The 15,907-nt window shown below is 59.5% G+C and carries 12 protein-coding genes and 2 riboswitches; of the genes, 8 read left to right on the forward strand and 4 right to left on the reverse strand.

Features of this window, described 5'->3' with window-relative positions; all coding sequences use genetic code 11:
• Positions 1 to 2 precede the first annotated feature (2 nt).
• On the reverse strand, positions 3 to 1,064 hold the full coding sequence (cobW, locus tag ACM6IR_RS07835) for a cobalamin biosynthesis protein CobW (RefSeq protein ID WP_414907161.1): 1,062 nt from the start codon (positions 1,062 to 1,064) through the stop codon (positions 3 to 5).
• Between the two features lie 100 nt (positions 1,065 to 1,164).
• A riboswitch (cobalamin riboswitch) is annotated at positions 1,165 to 1,378 on the reverse strand.
• 177 nt (positions 1,379 to 1,555) lie between these two features.
• Positions 1,556 to 1,785, forward strand: a riboswitch (cobalamin riboswitch).
• Positions 1,786 to 1,904: 119 nt separating this feature from the next.
• Between cobW and ACM6IR_RS07840 the strand changes: the two genes are divergently transcribed.
• The 4 genes from ACM6IR_RS07840 to cobM all read left to right on the forward strand — a co-directional run bounded on the left by ACM6IR_RS07840 (position 1,905) and on the right by cobM (position 4,067).
• The gene (locus tag ACM6IR_RS07840) at positions 1,905 to 2,108 is read left to right on the forward strand and encodes a CbtB domain-containing protein (RefSeq protein ID WP_414907162.1); all 204 of its coding nucleotides are present in this window, start codon (positions 1,905 to 1,907) and stop codon (positions 2,106 to 2,108) included.
• Positions 2,109 to 2,119: 11 nt separating this feature from the next.
• Positions 2,120 to 2,827 (forward strand): CbtA family protein, encoded by a 708-nt coding sequence (locus ACM6IR_RS07845; protein WP_414907163.1) that lies wholly within the window; start codon positions 2,120 to 2,122, stop codon positions 2,825 to 2,827.
• Positions 2,824 to 3,237, forward strand: a complete 414-nt coding sequence (locus ACM6IR_RS07850) for a cobalamin biosynthesis protein (protein ID WP_414907164.1) — start codon at positions 2,824 to 2,826, stop codon at positions 3,235 to 3,237. Before ACM6IR_RS07845 ends, ACM6IR_RS07850 begins: the two co-directional genes overlap by 4 nt.
• Positions 3,238 to 3,320: 83 nt before the next feature.
• The gene (gene cobM, locus ACM6IR_RS07855) at positions 3,321 to 4,067 is read left to right on the forward strand and encodes a precorrin-4 C(11)-methyltransferase (protein WP_414907165.1); all 747 of its coding nucleotides are present in this window, start codon (positions 3,321 to 3,323) and stop codon (positions 4,065 to 4,067) included.
• 141 nt (positions 4,068 to 4,208) lie between these two features.
• On the opposite strand, the gene nfuA is transcribed toward cobM, so the two are convergent.
• Positions 4,209 to 4,793 (reverse strand): Fe-S biogenesis protein NfuA, encoded by a 585-nt coding sequence (gene nfuA / locus ACM6IR_RS07860; RefSeq protein ID WP_414907166.1) that lies wholly within the window; start codon positions 4,791 to 4,793, stop codon positions 4,209 to 4,211.
• A gap of 235 nt (positions 4,794 to 5,028) precedes the next feature.
• A complete protein-coding gene (locus ACM6IR_RS07865; RefSeq protein ID WP_414907167.1) occupies positions 5,029 to 7,314 on the reverse strand; it encodes a fatty acid cis/trans isomerase in 2,286 nt (761 codons plus the stop codon).
• A gap of 156 nt (positions 7,315 to 7,470) precedes the next feature.
• Between ACM6IR_RS07865 and metH the strand changes: the two genes are divergently transcribed.
• The gene (metH, locus tag ACM6IR_RS07870; protein WP_414907168.1) at positions 7,471 to 11,181 is read left to right on the forward strand and encodes a methionine synthase; all 3,711 of its coding nucleotides are present in this window, start codon (positions 7,471 to 7,473) and stop codon (positions 11,179 to 11,181) included.
• Positions 11,182 to 11,895: 714 nt separating this feature from the next.
• Positions 11,896 to 12,114: a DUF2970 domain-containing protein gene (locus tag ACM6IR_RS07875; RefSeq protein WP_414907169.1), complete on the forward strand. Its 219-nt coding sequence runs from the start codon at positions 11,896 to 11,898 to the stop codon at positions 12,112 to 12,114.
• Positions 12,115 to 12,121: 7 nt separating this feature from the next.
• On the opposite strand, the gene ACM6IR_RS07880 is transcribed toward ACM6IR_RS07875, so the two are convergent.
• Entirely contained in the window at positions 12,122 to 13,207 is a 1,086-nt protein-coding gene (locus ACM6IR_RS07880) for an ABC transporter substrate-binding protein (protein ID WP_414907170.1), read from the reverse strand.
• Positions 13,208 to 13,731: 524 nt separating this feature from the next.
• Between ACM6IR_RS07880 and ACM6IR_RS07885 the strand changes: the two genes are divergently transcribed.
• On the forward strand, positions 13,732 to 15,390 hold the full coding sequence (locus ACM6IR_RS07885) for a nitrite/sulfite reductase (RefSeq protein ID WP_414907171.1): 1,659 nt from the start codon (positions 13,732 to 13,734) through the stop codon (positions 15,388 to 15,390).
• Positions 15,374 to 15,868, forward strand: coding sequence for a DUF934 domain-containing protein (locus ACM6IR_RS07890; protein ID WP_414907172.1), 495 nt, complete (start codon positions 15,374 to 15,376; stop codon positions 15,866 to 15,868). Before ACM6IR_RS07885 ends, ACM6IR_RS07890 begins: the two co-directional genes overlap by 17 nt.
• The last annotated feature ends 39 nt before the right edge of the window (positions 15,869 to 15,907 follow it).

A 15,907-nucleotide genomic window follows, 5' to 3' on the forward strand; every position in this document is an offset into this window, starting at 1 on the left:
GCTTAAACGCTGAGCGCAACGCGCAGTTGCGCTTCGAGTTGAGCGGCGTCCAGCGCCTGGCCGATCAGTACCAGACGTGTGGTGCGCACTTCTTCGGCGCCCCACTGACGATCGAAATGCTTGTCGAAACGCGTGCCCACGCCCTGAATCAGCAGACGCATCGGTTTGTTCGGGATGGCGGCGAAGCCTTTGACCCGCAGGATGCCGTGCTTGACCACCAGTTGAGTCAGCACGTCCATCAGCAGGCTTTCGTCGGCCTGCGGCAGTTCAATCGAAATGGAATCGAAGGCGTCGTGGTCGTGATCGTCCTCGCCTTCATGGTGATGGTCGTGGTGGCTGTGACGGCTGTCGATGTGTTCTTCGGAACCGGCGCCGAGGCCGATTAACACGTCCAGTGGCACGCGACCGCTGCTGGCTTCGATGATTTTCACCGCAGGCGGCAGTTCTTCAGCGACTTCCAGGCGCACGCGAGCCAGGTCTTCAGCGCTGATCAGGTCGGCCTTGTTGAGGATCACCAGGTCGGCGCTGGCCAGTTGGTCGGCAAACAGTTCGTGCAGTGGCGACTCGTGGTCCAGGTTCGGATCGAGTTTGCGCTGGGCGTCGACCTGGTCCGGGAATGCAGCGAAAGTACCCGCCGCCACCGCAGGGCTATCGACGACGGTGATGACCGCATCAACGGTGCAGGCGCTGCGGATTTCCGGCCACTGGAAGGCTTGAACCAGCGGCTTTGGCAGGGCCAGGCCCGAGGTTTCGATGAGGATGTGATCGAGGTCGCCGCGACGGGCAACCAGTTCGCGCATCACCGGGAAGAATTCTTCCTGGACGGTGCAGCACAGGCAACCGTTGGCCAATTCGTAGACGCGGCCATTGGCTTCTTCTTCGGTGCAACCGATCGCGCATTGCTTGAGGATTTCGCCGTCAATGCCCAACTCGCCAAACTCATTGACGATCACCGCGATACGGCGGCCCTGAGCGTTGTCGAGCATGTGCCGCAACAAGGTGGTTTTGCCCGAGCCGAGGAAGCCGGTAACGATGGTGACAGGGAGTTTGGCCAGTGTTTTCATCGGATGCCCTTTGGCAAGGTGGCGGGCAAACGGGACGACGACCGGCAACGCGATCACGCGTGCCTGAAGAGTTCGCCACCGGATCACCCCGCCCGGTTGTAGTGAGAATCTGTGTCGAGGCAGGTCTCCTGGCTGACGGTGCGCCGGGCCGTTGGCCTGGCATTCGCTGCGCCTTCCCGCGAACCCGTTGGACCGGGTTTGCAGTGGCGTGGCAGCGAACATCACCGTTCACAGTTGCGGGGGCAGCCGCGGCATCGACCGCGTTCCCTTCTTAGCTTCGGCACCGCCGAAGAACCTCGAAAGCGCAAGGCTACGCATCGTCTTGAGGCGGGTCAATGTCTTGTGGTACCGCCAGGACGCCTTCGCGGGCAAGCCTCGCTCCTACTGAACGGCGGCGTTCCTCGTAGGAGCGAGGCTTGCCCGCGAAGAATCCACCTCGGTGCCGAGTTGAGAACCTTTGCCAATTGACGCCCATCCCCCACCCATGCTCTCCTACGCACCTTGTTACGGGTGCCCTTCACAGGGTGAAACGGGAAACCGGTGAATCATGTGCTTTACTCTAAAGCCATGTCAGTCCGGTGCTGCCCCCGCAACGGTAAGCGAGTGAAGAGTCAAATCCACTGTGCCAGCAGTTCGGCATGGGAAGGTGATTCTTGCAGGTTTCGGTTGACGCCAAAGCCCCTCGTGAGCCCGGAGACCGGCCCGTAACACAAAGTGACGATTACGTTCACTGAATAACAAACCCGCGGTGGGCGGGCGCTGTTTGAATTTCTGCGTGCCCGACTCGCAGGGGTTTTCCATGCGCTCTCTCCACTTGCCGACAGACCAGAGGGAAGCGCCATGTCGACCATCACCAGCACCAACCACAGCACCAACCACAGCACCGCCAGCACCACCACAACCCTGAGCCAACGCCTGACCGCCGCCGTGTGTGCGTCGATTCTTGGCGCGTGCCTTGTGTACTTCGCCGGTTTCTCGCACATCGCAGCGGTGCACAACGCCGCGCACGATACCCGTCACAGCTCCGCCTTCCCGTGCCATTGAGACCTGCTGACATGATCAAGCGTATTGCGCAAACCGCAGGCTTTACCGGGCTGCTGGCCGCCCTGTTACTGACATTGCTGCAGAGCTTTTGGGTGGCTCCGCTGATTCTTCAGGCGGAAACCTATGAAAAATCCGAGCCTGCCGCGGTTGTAGCTCATGAGCACACCGAAGGTGCCATGGCCGCTCATACCCATGACGCCGAAGCCTGGGAGCCGGAAGACGGCTGGCAGCGCGTGTTGTCCACCACCGGTGGCAACCTGGTGGTCGCGGTCGGTTTTGCGTTGATGCTCGCGGGCCTGTACACCTTGCGCGCGCCAACCAAAACCGCGCAGGGCCTGCTCTGGGGCCTGGCCGGTTACGCAACCTTCGTGCTCGCGCCGACCCTCGGCCTGCCACCGGAATTGCCGGGCACCGCTGCGGCTGACCTGGCTCAACGGCAGATCTGGTGGATCGGCACTGCGGCTTCTACCGCCGTCGGTATCGCACTGATCGTATTCAGCCGTCACTGGCTGATGAAAGTGCTGGGCGTGGCGATTCTCGCAGTTCCGCATGTGATCGGTGCGCCGCAACCGGAAGTCCATTCGATGCTGGCCCCAGAAGCCCTGGAGTCTCAGTTCAAAATCGCTTCGCAGCTGACCAACGTAGCGTTCTGGCTGGCCCTGGGCCTGATCAGTGCCTGGTTGTTCCGCCGTAAAAGCGATGGCCACTACCACGCATGACTGACACCCGCGTAGCGCCGACTTTAGTGGTCGGCCTGGGCTGCCAGCGCGGCTGTCCCGTCAGTACGCTACGGGCGCTGCTCGATCAGGCGCTGCAGGCTCATCAAATCGAACTTCACCAGATCAAGGCCCTGGCCAGCATCGATCTGAAGCGCGATGAACCTGGCCTGATCGAACTGGCCGCGCAGCTGGGGTTACCGATAATGTTTTTCAGCAGCGAACAATTGGCGCGCTATCAACCTCAACTCAGCCACCACTCGCAGATCGCGTTCGAGCGCACCGGCTGCTACGGCGTGGCGGAAAGTGCCGCCCTGGCCCTGGCAGAACTACGGGCTCAGGCGCCGGTAAAACTGCTGATTACGCGACAAAAATATGCCCAGGCAACCTTGGCATTGGCCGGGCCTGCGTAAAATCCTCGATAATCCTCGCCTTCGATCATGAGCAATCTTCATCTGAAGCCTTGCCCTGCCCCTTTTTCTCACAGGAAACGACGATGACCGTCTACTTCATTGGCGCAGGCCCCGGCGACCCGGAGCTGATCACCGTCAAAGGCCAACGGCTGATTCGCAGCTGCCCGGTGATCATCTACGCCGGCTCCCTGGTGCCGACTGCCGTGCTGGAAGGCCATCAGGCCGAAACGGTGGTCAACAGTGCCGAATTGCACCTGGAACAGATCATCGAACTGATCAAGACTGCCCACGCCAAGGGGCAGGATGTGGCGCGGGTACACTCTGGCGATCCGAGTCTTTACGGCGCAATCGGTGAGCAGATTCGTTACCTGCGTGAACTCGATATACCGTTCGAAATCATTCCTGGCGTGACGGCAACGGCTGCCTGCGCGGCGCTATTGGGCGCAGAACTGACACTGCCGGACATCTCGCAAAGCGTGATCCTGACCCGCTACGCCGACAAAACCGCGATGCCGGCCGGTGAAGAACTGGGCAGCCTGGCGCAACACGGGGCGACCATGGCGATTCATTTGGGGGTGAATCATCTGGAGAAAATCCTGGCTGAATTGCTGCCGCATTACGGCGCGAATTGCCCGATTGCGGTGATTCACCGGGCGACGTGGCCGGACCAGGATTGGGTGGTGGGAACGATCGAGGACATTGCCGGGAAGGTTAAAGCCAAGGGATTCCGGCGTACGGCGTTGATACTGGTGGGTCGGGTGTTGGGCAGCGATCACTTTAGTGAGTCGTCGCTGTACCGCGCCGGGCATGCGCATTTGTATCGTCCATAGGCCCTCTTCGCGAGCAGGCTCGCTCCCACATTGGAATGCGATCAACTGTGGGAGCGAGCCTGCTCGCGAAGAGGTCAGTGAATTCAACCCATAAAAAAACGGCACTCACGGGTGCCGTTTTTTCATTTCGCAGCGAACACCTTAGTAATAGGCGTTTTCTTTCTGCGTGTGGTCAGTCACGTCACGAACACCCTTGAGCTCGGGAATACGCTCGAGCAACGTACGCTCGATGCCTTCACGCAGGGTGACATCGGCCTGGCCGCAGCCCTGGCAACCGCCGCCGAACTTCAGCACGGCAATGCCGTCCTCGACCACATCGATCAGGCTGACCTGACCGCCGTGGCTGGCGAGCCCCGGGTTGATCTCGGTTTGCAGATAATAGTTGATGCGCTCGTTGACCGGGCTGTCGGCGTTGACCATCGGTACTTTGGCGTTTGGCGCCTTGATGGTCAGTTGGCCGCCCATGCGGTCAGTGGCGTAGTCGACGACCGCATCGTCCAGGAACGCTTCGCTGAACGAGTCGATGTAAGCGGTGAAGCTTTTCAGCCCCAGCGCCGTGTCTTCTGCTTTTTCTTCGCCCGGCTTGCAGTAAGCAATGCAGGTTTCGGCGTACTGGGTGCCAGGCTGGGTGATAAAGACGCGGATGCCAATGCCTGGGGTGTTCTGCTTGGAGAGCAGATCAGCCAGATAATCGTGGGCGGCGTCGGTGATGGTAATAGCGGTCATGGAAACTCCTCGCAGGCTTGGGCGCAGTTTACGCCAATCATCGCGCCGCACAAAGTCCTAGTATTTTTGTCGGGAAAGAGCTGGATCAACTGGGCAGACCGATTCGCCGTCAATACTGTCTTTAAGCTACCGATAGCTGCATTTTTCCACCCATTCGTAACTTGGCGACGAACCCAACCCATTGTCGCTCCTACAAGGGTTCGGCGGCGCTTGCGGGTCCGACACCAGACAACAATCAAAGATTCTCGTAGCGGTTCATGTCCAGCACGCCCTCTTCCACCGGGTTGGTTTCGTGTACGTACTGGCTCAAGTCATGAAAGTAAAACCAGAATTGTGGATGACTGCGGCGAATACCCCAGCGCTCGACGATTTTCTCGAAGCGATTGGCGTCCTTGGCGTTTTCCATCGCTTCGACGAACGCCGGCACCTGGTCGGCCGGGATGTTGAACATAAAGTTCGGATAGCTGCTGAGCACGCCCGGAAAAATGGTCAGTGTGTCGAGCCCCGGCTGATAGCGCAGCGATTCACCCAGCACGAACGCGACATTGCTGTGCGCGCGGTTGCGCAACAGGCTGTAGACCTCGCGCTTGCCACTCGCGGTCTCGATTCGCAACATCGTCGCTTCAGGCAGTTGATCGATGACGCCAAGGCCCGCCGCCGGGCGCGACGTCAGACGACTCAGGGCCTGTTCGGCACGTTGCAAATCCGGGTCTATGTTCGGCCGCGAGCAATACGCGCCGTCGCAGCGGTTGATCGGATCAGGCGTGGCATTGAGTTCGCCGTAACGAGCCAGCAATTGCAGGACGAAGTCGCGTTTGGGGTCTTTCTCGTCCAGTTTCAGCGCCGTCGGTTTTTCGTCGTCGATGGCCTCGTAATCGAGCCACATCTTGAATTTGCCGCCGCTCTGGTACCAGTCATTGAGGTAATGGTCCCGGGAATCGGCCGGCATCAGGCGCAGGAAGTTCTGCTCGGCGCCATTGCGGATCAGGTCGAAGTACAGGCGCGTCTGCCCCTGATGGGAGACATTGCCGAACACGTCGAAGTTGACCACCAACTGATAATACGTGCGCTCCAACAGCGGAAAGTCGAACAGCCACAGGGTCTGTGGCACGTCACCGATCAGCCCCTTGTTCACCGAGGCACTGTCGAAATGCCGGAAAATGCTGAGCAAAGCGTTATCGTTGCCCGCCCACAACGTCGACCAACTCGGCGCCGGTGCATCGGCGTAGCTGTCGCGGCGCAGCGCTTCGTACTCGTTACGTCTATCTCGGTAGTCGTGCCACAGGCTCAGGATGCTGCCGACGTCGTCGTTCTGCCCCGGCATCGCCAGCAGCGGCGTGGCCTTGCCACGGTAGTTCGGGTCGGTGATGTAAAGGTCGTGTTCCGGCGCCTGGAACAGCGCCCAGAAGTTGTCACGAATCACGTCCGTGGCGATCTGCCCGCGGCACACCGGGCCACGAATGAACGTGCGCACGAAGTATTCAGCGTTATCAAGCATGAACTGGTATCGCGCCTGGGCCGGGATCGCCTCGAATGTAGCGAACGGATTGGCGCGACGTTCCGGCCCATAGCCCGGCAAGGCATTGACCTGCCAGTTGCCGCTAAAGAAAAGGCTTTTTATCCGTGCCATCTTCGGCGCACTCAGCGGGTAGGTGATGTGGGTTTTCTGCACGATCACCCCTTGCACCGGCCACAAACGGTAATAAACCTGAATGCCCGGATCGTCGTTCGGGCGACGGGTGTTGATCAGGTCGATCGGCTGCCCGGTCGGCGTGCGCGAACGGACCCACTGGAAGAAGTGCCCTGGCTCGCCCTCCTTGAAGTAGATATGGGCGAGGAACCAATGCTCGAACAACCAGCGTCCCACCAGACTTTGCCGCGCACCCGGGGCGTTGAGCAGGTTTTCCCATTGCACCACCTGCAACGCTTCTCTTGCCGAAGGCACCAGACCTTGCTCATCAATTGGCGCACCGGACGCCAGCCAGCGTTGCAGCGTCTGGTACTGCTCATCGGTCAGTCCTGTGACGGCCAGCGGCATGCCTTCTTTCGGGTGGGCGCTGGCGTAGCCATCGAACTGCGCGGGCATGGCACACATGTTTTCCCGATTCAGGCCCAGGACAATCTCTTCCGGCAACTTGGCATTGGGTTGCAATGGAGTTTTATGGCCCAGCTCCAGCATCCGCGCCATCAACGCAGCCTGACTGCCCTGGGCGTCGAGCACGGGATAGAAACCTTTTTGCTGCCAGGCGTGCTTGCCAAAGGCGTCATAGAACAGCCGGGTCGGTGCAACGGCTATGCTGCGGGCGCCGTCGTAGACCGGGAGTTTCGTTGCGCCGCGCGCCGCACCTTCGCCACTGCCCAGATTGAGCTGACAGGCGGCGTCATTGCAGGCATGGCAGGCCACGCACTTATCGGTAAAGATCGGCTGGATGTCCCGGGTATAGGAAATGGCCGGACCCTGCGCGGCGGCACCCCAGCTTAAAAGCAGCATTAAAATGCCGGTGATGACGCGATACGACATGTCCCTGGTCCTGATTCCTGAAAAAACGCCGCGATTCTACCGGTCTGACACGCACACCAACATGAGCGATATTCATGCAAAACCGGGACATGCTCTAAATCTGCACAGGTTTGCTATCATCCCGGCTCTTCGTCATGGTCTTTCCGAGTAGTCCAAATGTCCGATCGCAGTGTTCGCCTTCAAGCTCTCAAGCACGCCCTCAAAGAGCGCATCCTGATTCTCGATGGCGGCATGGGTACGATGATCCAGAGCTACAAGCTCGAGGAGCAGGATTATCGAGGCAAACGCTTTGCCGACTGGCCAAGCGACGTCAAAGGTAACAACGACCTGTTGGTGCTGACGCGCCCGGACGTGATCGGCTCCATTGAGAAAGCTTACCTGGACGCCGGCGCCGACATTCTGGAGACCAACACCTTCAACGCTACCCAGGTTTCCCTGGCCGACTACGGCATGCAGGGCCTGGCGTATGAGTTAAACGTAGAAGGTGCACGGCTCGCACGCAAGGTGGCCGACGCCAAGACCCTGGAAACCCCGGACAAGCCGCGCTTTGTCGCTGGCGTGATCGGGCCGACCAGCCGCACGTGTTCGCTGTCGCCAGACGTGAACAACCCTGGCTATCGCAACGTGACCTTCGATGAACTGGTGGAAAACTACACCGAGGCCGCCAAAGGCCTGATCGAAGGCGGCGCCGACCTGATCCTGATCGAAACCATTTTCGACACCCTGAACGCCAAAGCGGCGATCTTTGCCGTGCAAGGCGTGTTCGAAGCGTTGGGTATCGAACTGCCGATCATGATTTCCGGCACCATCACCGATGCCTCCGGCCGCACCCTCTCCGGCCAGACCACCGAAGCTTTCTGGAACTCCGTGGCCCACGCCAAACCGATTTCGGTCGGCCTGAACTGCGCCCTCGGCGCCCGCGAGTTGCGTCCGTACCTGGAGGAGCTGTCGAACAAGGCCGGCACCCACGTCTCCGCGCACCCGAACGCCGGCCTGCCGAACGAATTCGGCGAGTACGACGAGCTGCCGGCGGAAACCGCCAAGGTCATCGAAGAATTCGCTCAAAGCGGCTTCCTGAATATTGTCGGTGGATGCTGCGGCACCACACCAGGGCACATCGAAGCCATCGCCAAAGCCGTCGCCGGTTACGCGCCGCGTGAAATCCCGGTGATCCCGAAGGCTTGCCGCCTGTCGGGCCTGGAGCCGTTCACCATCGATCGCAGCTCGCTGTTCGTTAACGTCGGCGAGCGGACCAACATTACCGGCTCTGCGAAATTCGCCCGACTGATCCGTGAAGACAATTACACCGAAGCCCTGGAAGTCGCCCTGCAACAGGTCGAAGCCGGCGCCCAGGTGATCGACATCAACATGGACGAAGGGATGCTCGATTCGAAGAAGGCCATGGTGACCTTCCTCAATCTGATTGCCGGTGAACCGGACATCTCCCGCGTGCCGATCATGATCGACTCCTCCAAGTGGGAAGTGATCGAAGCCGGCCTGAAGTGCATTCAGGGCAAGGGCATCGTCAACTCGATCAGCATGAAAGAAGGCGTCGAGCAGTTCATTCATCACGCCAAACTGTGCAAGCGCTATGGCGCCGCCGTGGTGGTGATGGCCTTCGACGAAGCCGGCCAGGCCGACACTGAAGCGCGCAAGAAAGAAATCTGCAAACGCTCCTACGACATTCTGGTCAACGAAGTCGGCTTCCCGCCGGAAGACATCATCTTTGACCCGAACATCTTCGCCGTGGCCACCGGCATCGAAGAACACAACAACTACGCCGTGGACTTCATCAACGCGTGCGCCTATATCCGCGACGAGCTGCCGTACGCCCTGACCTCGGGCGGCGTGTCCAATGTGTCGTTCTCGTTCCGTGGCAACAACCCGGTGCGCGAAGCGATTCACTCGGTGTTCCTGCTGTATGCGATCCGTAATGGCCTGACCATGGGTATCGTCAACGCCGGCCAACTGGAGATCTATGACCAGATCCCGGCCGAACTGCGCGACGCGGTCGAAGACGTGGTGCTCAACCGCACTCCGCACGGTACTGATGCCCTCCTCGCCATTGCCGACAAATACAAGGGCGATGGCAGCGTCAAGGAAGCCGAGACTGAAGAGTGGCGCAACTGGGACGTCAACAAGCGTCTGGAGCATGCGCTGGTCAAAGGCATCACCACTCACATCGTGGAAGACACTGAAGAATCCCGTCAGTCGTTCGCGCGCCCGATCGAAGTGATCGAAGGCCCGCTGATGTCCGGCATGAACATCGTTGGCGACCTGTTCGGCGCCGGCAAAATGTTCCTGCCGCAAGTGGTGAAATCCGCCCGCGTAATGAAGCAGGCGGTGGCCCATTTGATCCCGTTCATCGAACTGGAAAAAGGTGACAAACCGCAAGCCAAGGGCAAGATCCTCATGGCGACGGTAAAAGGTGACGTGCACGACATCGGCAAAAACATCGTCGGCGTGGTGCTCGGCTGTAACGGCTACGACATCGTTGACCTCGGTGTGATGGTGCCGGCCGAGAAAATCCTGCAAGTGGCCAAAGAGCAGAAGTGCGACATCATCGGCCTGTCCGGTTTGATCACACCGTCGCTGGACGAAATGGTCCACGTGGCCCGCGAGATGCAGCGCCAGGATTTCCACCTGCCGTTGATGATCGGTGGCGCGACCACGTCCAAGGCGCACACGGCGGTGAAGATCGAGCCGAAGTACAGCAATGACGCGGTGATCTACGTGACCGACGCCTCCCGCGCTGTCGGTGTGGCGACCCAGTTGCTGTCCAAGGAATTGAAACCGGCGTTCGTCGAGAAGACTCGCCTGGAGTACATCGAGGTCCGCGAGCGCACCGCCAACCGTAGCGCCCGCACCGAACGCCTGAGCTATCCGGCTGCGATCGCCAAGAAGCCGCAGTTCGACTGGAGCACCTATGAGCCGGTCAAGCCGACGTTCACCGGTTCCAAAGTGCTGGATAACATTGACCTGAAAGTGCTGGCCGAGTACATCGACTGGACGCCGTTCTTCATCTCCTGGGACCTTGCCGGCAAGTTCCCGCGCATCCTCGAAGATGAAGTGGTCGGTGAAGCCGCTACCGCGTTGTACGCCGACGCTCAGGAAATGCTCGCCAAGCTGATCGACGAGAAGCTGATCAGCGCCCGTGCCGTGTTCGGCTTCTGGCCGGCCAATCAGGTGCGCGACGATGACATTGAAGTCTACGGCGATGACGGCAAGCCCTTGGCCAAGCTTCATCACCTGCGTCAGCAAATCATCAAGACCGACGGCAAACCGAATTTCTCCCTGGCCGACTTCGTTGCGCCGAAGGACAGCGAAGTGACCGACTACGTGGGTGGTTTCATCACCACCGCAGGGATCGGCGCCGAAGAGGTGGCCAAGGCCTATCAGGACGCCGGAGACGATTACAACTCGATCATGGTCAAGGCACTTGCCGACCGTCTGGCCGAGGCCTGCGCCGAGTGGCTGCACCAGCAGGTGCGTAAAGACTACTGGGGTTACGCCAAGGACGAGACACTCGACAACGACGCATTGATCAAAGAGCAATACACCGGCATCCGCCCTGCTCCGGGTTACCCGGCGTGCCCGGACCACACCGAGAAAGGCACGCTGTTTGCCTTGCTCGACCCTGAAGCCAGCGAAATGCACGCCGGGCGCAGCGGTGTATTCCTTACCGAGCACTACGCGATGTTCCCGGCGGCAGCAGTCAGCGGCTGGTACTTCGCTCACCCACAGGCGCAGTACTTTGCCGTGGGCAAGATCGATAAGGATCAGGTGCAGAGCTATACGTCGCGTAAAGGACAGGAGTTGAGCGTGACCGAGCGCTGGCTGGCGCCGAACCTGGGTTACGACAACTAAGTTGCTCTCCTGGCCACCATGCTGTGGCCAACAGCAATCCCCTGTGGGAGCGAGCTTGCTCGCGATAGCGGACTCACAGTCGAAACTGATGTTGACTGGTAGGGCCTCATCGCGAGCAAGCTCGCTCCCACATTTGATTTGTGGCCGGTCACACATGCCTGGTTCAACCTGATCCCCTGTAGGAGCGAGCTTGCTCGCGATAGCAGACTCACAGTCGAAGCTGATGTCGACTGGTAGGGCCTCTTCGCGAGCAAGCTCGCTCCCACATTTGATTTGTGGCCGGCCACACATGCCTGGTTCAACCTGATCCCCTGTGGGAGCGAGCCTGCTCGCGAAGGCGGACTGACCGTCGAAACTGATGTTGACTGGTAGGGCCTCATCGCGAGCAAGCTCGCTCCCACATTTGATTTGTGGCCGGCCACACATGCCTGGTTCAACCTGATCCCCTGTGGGAGCGAGCTTGCTCGCGAAGGCGGACTGACCGTCGAAGCTGATGCTGACTGGTAGGGCCTCATCGCGAGCAAGCTCGCTCCCACATTTGATTTGTGACCGGTCACACATGCCTGGTTCAACCTGATCCCCTGTGGCAGCGAGCTTGCTCGCGAAGGCGGACTGACATGTTGACTAGCGGGGCCTCTTCGCGAGCAAGCTCGCTCCCACGGGTTTCGCGTGAGTGTCTATGCTTATAGCTCACACATTGGTGACGAGGGATGTATGGACGACCCGGTCGACAACAAGCCACCCAGCTTCTGGCAGATGCTGCAGAGTGTCATGGCGGCGGCGTTTGGCGTGCAAAGCGGAAAGAATCGGGCCCGGGACTTTACACACGGCAAGCCCAGTCATTTCGTGATTCTGGGGATTCTGTTTACGGCGGTGTTCGCCCTGACGCTGTTTGGCATCGTGAAACTGGTGCTGCACCTGGCCGGGGTTTGACGGCAACTCAGTGCATCAACGTTTGCAGGCTGAACGGGTAGCGATACGACGCGGGCTTGCCCTTGGCCGATAGCGAGTGGAAATCCACGCCAAAATCCTGCGCTGCGCCCATCGCCAGCAACCGCTTTGCTTGCTCGCGATCAATCAACCGCAATAACGGGACCTGCCGGTCCCGGCCGCCGTACTGGCTGACATCCACGCCTTGATCGTAGTCATGCAACTGCACCAGCGCCCAACCACCCAAACTGAAATGCCCGCCCAGCAGCACGCTCAGCCGATGGTCCAGCAATGCCTGCAATGCCGCCGGAGAGGTATTGATCGTGCCAAACAGTGCGTCCTTGCCGGGTACGCCACCTGTTTCGACAAAGGCCTGCATCGCACCAAAGCCCATTTCGTCATTGGCCGTCCAGATCAGCGAGGTCTGAGGGTAGCGCTTGAACAACAGTTTGGCCTGCTCATAGGCCCGCTGGCGGTTCCAGCCGCCGTACACCAACTGACGCAGGTGCACTTCGGGGTGCTCGGCCAAGGCCCGCCTCAAGCCCTTCTCACGCAACTGCGCGGACGGTGTGATTTTCAAACCGGAAAAAGCCAGCAGTTCAATTGTCTGACCGGAGGGCACCGGTCCGTGCTGGCGGATCAACTCCTTGAGCATCAAATAGCCGCCCTCCTCGTCATTGGGCACCAGGCTACCCACCCAATCGGGATATTTGTCCGGCCGTGCACCCAGCAGCTTCATCTGGTCCGGGGTCAGGGCGTTGTTGACGATGAACAGCTTCACACCGCTGCCTTTGGCCAGGCGCAGAATTTCGGGAGCTATGTATTGCTCGTTGACGAACACCAGATAATCGGGCCGGTTTGGCCCTTGCAGGGCTGCGCGGGCCTGCTTGATGGTCGTTTCAGGGACCCGGTCGGAATACTGAATGTTCAGCTCCATGCCCAGGTTCTTCGCGGCAGCCTGCATGAACTGGGAATAGCTGACCCAAAACGTTTCCTTGGTGCTTCCCGGACTCAGGAACAACACCGACGCTGCTTGGGCACTAGGTCCTACGACCATACCCAGGGCCAGTAATACACCGTAGAAAAACTTCAACATTGATTGCCCGAGGCCCCCGAAAGTTCGCCGCGCATTATAGCCAGCGAAGTCCGGAAAATCGGCGTTTATTCCGGTTTTTGTCCGACAATCGTCGGCACCGGGCCCGGGCGAGGTCGGTTATTGATGGCTGACCCAAAATACTGCTGTCCCCACGACCAGAATGATCAGAAACAGAATCGCCCAAGCATCGACTGTGCTATCGGGTTTTGTTGCTTTGGATGGATTGCTCATTGCATCGCCTCTTGTCGGTTTTATCGGTGATTGCATAAAGACTCGACCACAGTTAAGACGATGATTGCCCGCACCACAAATAAGGGTTTAGCACTAATGGTTGTCGATAGTCTTTTTGGTTCTTTGCATATACTCAAACATCACTTTTGCGCATAACTCCAAACTGGTATCTTGCCCCGGCTCCGTTGGGAGTGCGCGGCCGTGCGCGCAGAATTGCCGAGGCAGTATCGAGACTTCAGCAAGGCAAAAACGCAGCTGGATCCGACCGGCCCAAGCCTGAGAACAGGACTTATATGTACGTATATGACGAGTACGATCAGCGGATCATCGAGGACCGCGTCAAGCAGTTCCGTGATCAAACCCGACGCTATCTGGCAGGCGAGCTGAGCGAAGAAGAATTCCGCCCCCTGCGTCTGCAAAACGGGCTTTACATCCAACGCTTTGCGCCGATGTTGCGGGTAGCGGTGCCTTATGGCCAACTGACTTCGCGCCAGGCGCGAATGATGGCCAAGATTGCCCGCGACTATGACAAGGGTTATGCCCACATCAGCACCCGGCAGAACGTCCAGTTCAACTGGCCGGCGCTGGAAGACATCCCGGACATTCTCGCTGAACTGGCCACCGTGCAGATGCACGCGATCCAGACCAGTGGCAACTGCCTGCGCAACGTCACCACCGACCAGTTTGCCGGCGTCGCCGCCGACGAGCTGGTCGATCCGCGCCCATGGTGCGAGATTGTCCGCCAGTGGACGACGTTCCACCCGGAATTCGCCTACCTGCCGCGCAAGTTCAAGATCGCCATCAACGGTTCGACCTCCGACCGTGCCGCCATTGAAGTCCATGACATTGGCCTTGAGCCAGTGCACAACGCCGCCGGCGAACTGGGTTTCCGTGTGCTGGTGGGTGGTGGCCTGGGCCGTACGCCGGTAGTGGGCGCGTTCATCAATGAATTCCTGCCGTGGCAAGACCTGTTGAGCTACCTCGACGCCATCCTGCGTGTTTACAACCGCTATGGCCGTCGTGACAACAAGTACAAGGCGCGGATCAAGATTCTGGTCAAAGCCCTGACGCCTGAAGTCTTCGCGCAAAAAGTCGACGCGGAAATGGAACACCTTCGCGGTGGCCAGACCACGCTGACCGACGCCGAAGTGCACCGTGTCGCCAAGCACTTCGTCGACCCGGACTACAAGGCGCTGGACAACCAGACCGCCGAACTCGCCGAACTCGACAAGCAACACCCGGGCTTCGCCCGCTGGCGCACTCGCAATACCCTGGCCCACAAAAAGCCGGGTTATGTGGCCGTGACCCTGTCCCTGAAGCCGACCGGTGTTGCACCGGGCGACATCACCGACAAGCAGCTCGACGCCGTTGCCGACCTGGCCGATCGTTACAGCTTCGGTCAGCTGCGCACCTCTCACGAGCAGAACATCATTCTGGCTGACGTTGAGCAGAGCCAATTGTTCGCCATGTGGGGCGAGTTGCGCGAGCAAGGCTTCGCCACGCCGAACGTTGGCTTGCTGACCGACATCATCTGCTGCCCGGGCGGCGATTTCTGCTCCCTGGCCAACGCCAAGTCGATCCCGATCGCCGAATCGATCCAGCGCCGCTTCGACGACCTGGACTACCTGTTCGACATCGGCGAACTGGACCTGAACATCTCCGGCTGCATGAACGCCTGTGGTCACCACCACGTCGGTCATATCGGCATCCTCGGGGTGGACAAGAAAGGCGAAGAGTTCTACCAGGTTTCCCTGGGTGGCAGCGCCAGTCGCGACGCCAGCCTGGGCAAAATCCTCGGCCCGTCCTTCGCCCAGGACGCCATGCCTGACGTGATCGAAAAGCTGATCGACGTGTACATCGAACAACGTACCGAAGACGAGCGCTTCATCGACACTTATCAGCGTATTGGCATCGACCTCTTCAAGGAGCGCGTCTATGCAGCGAATAATTAAGAACAACGAAGTGGTCGATGAAACCTGGCACTTGTTGCCCAAGGATTTCAACATCGACGAGATCAGCAACTGCGACGACTACATCGTCCCGCTGCAGCTGTGGCGCGAACACAGCCGTATGCTCAAGGCCCGCGATGGCGGCTTGGGCGTGTGGCTGGACGCCGATGAAGAAGCGGAAGAAATCGGTGATGACGTCGATCAGTTCAAGGTGATTGCCCTGAACTTCCCGGCCTTCACCGACGGTCGCAACTACTCCAACGCCCGCCTGCTGCGCGACCGTTATGGTTTCAAAGGCGAACTGCGGGCGATTGGCGATGTATTGCGCGACCAACTGTTCTACCTGCATCGTTGCGGTTTCGACGCTTTTGCCATTCGCGCCGATAAAGACCCATACGAAGCCCTGGAAGGTCTCAAGGACTTCTCGGTGACGTATCAGGCTGCAACCGACGAACCGCTGCCGCTGTTCCGGCGCCGCTGATCGTCCAGCCTTGAGCCCGGTTTTCCGGGCTCAAGGCTA

Origin of the sequence: Pseudomonas sp. IT-P253 (assembly GCF_949768125.1) — a bacterium.
Lineage (GTDB): Bacteria > Pseudomonadota > Gammaproteobacteria > Pseudomonadales > Pseudomonadaceae > Aquipseudomonas.

Coding starts and splice junctions, on each gene's coding strand:
- cobW (WP_414907161.1), bottom strand. CDS start 1,064: ATGAAAACACTGGCCAAACTCCCTGTCACCATCGTTACCGGCTTCCTC.
- ACM6IR_RS07840 (WP_414907162.1), top strand. CDS start 1,905: ATGTCGACCATCACCAGCACCAACCACAGCACCAACCACAGCACCGCC.
- ACM6IR_RS07845 (WP_414907163.1), top strand. CDS start 2,120: ATGATCAAGCGTATTGCGCAAACCGCAGGCTTTACCGGGCTGCTGGCC.
- ACM6IR_RS07850 (WP_414907164.1), top strand. CDS start 2,824: ATGACTGACACCCGCGTAGCGCCGACTTTAGTGGTCGGCCTGGGCTGC.
- cobM (WP_414907165.1), top strand. CDS start 3,321: ATGACCGTCTACTTCATTGGCGCAGGCCCCGGCGACCCGGAGCTGATC.
- nfuA (WP_414907166.1), bottom strand. CDS start 4,793: ATGACCGCTATTACCATCACCGACGCCGCCCACGATTATCTGGCTGAT.
- ACM6IR_RS07865 (WP_414907167.1), bottom strand. CDS start 7,314: ATGTCGTATCGCGTCATCACCGGCATTTTAATGCTGCTTTTAAGCTGG.
- metH (WP_414907168.1), top strand. CDS start 7,471: ATGTCCGATCGCAGTGTTCGCCTTCAAGCTCTCAAGCACGCCCTCAAA.
- ACM6IR_RS07875 (WP_414907169.1), top strand. CDS start 11,896: ATGGACGACCCGGTCGACAACAAGCCACCCAGCTTCTGGCAGATGCTG.
- ACM6IR_RS07880 (WP_414907170.1), bottom strand. CDS start 13,207: ATGTTGAAGTTTTTCTACGGTGTATTACTGGCCCTGGGTATGGTCGTA.
- ACM6IR_RS07885 (WP_414907171.1), top strand. CDS start 13,732: ATGTACGTATATGACGAGTACGATCAGCGGATCATCGAGGACCGCGTC.
- ACM6IR_RS07890 (WP_414907172.1), top strand. CDS start 15,374: ATGCAGCGAATAATTAAGAACAACGAAGTGGTCGATGAAACCTGGCAC.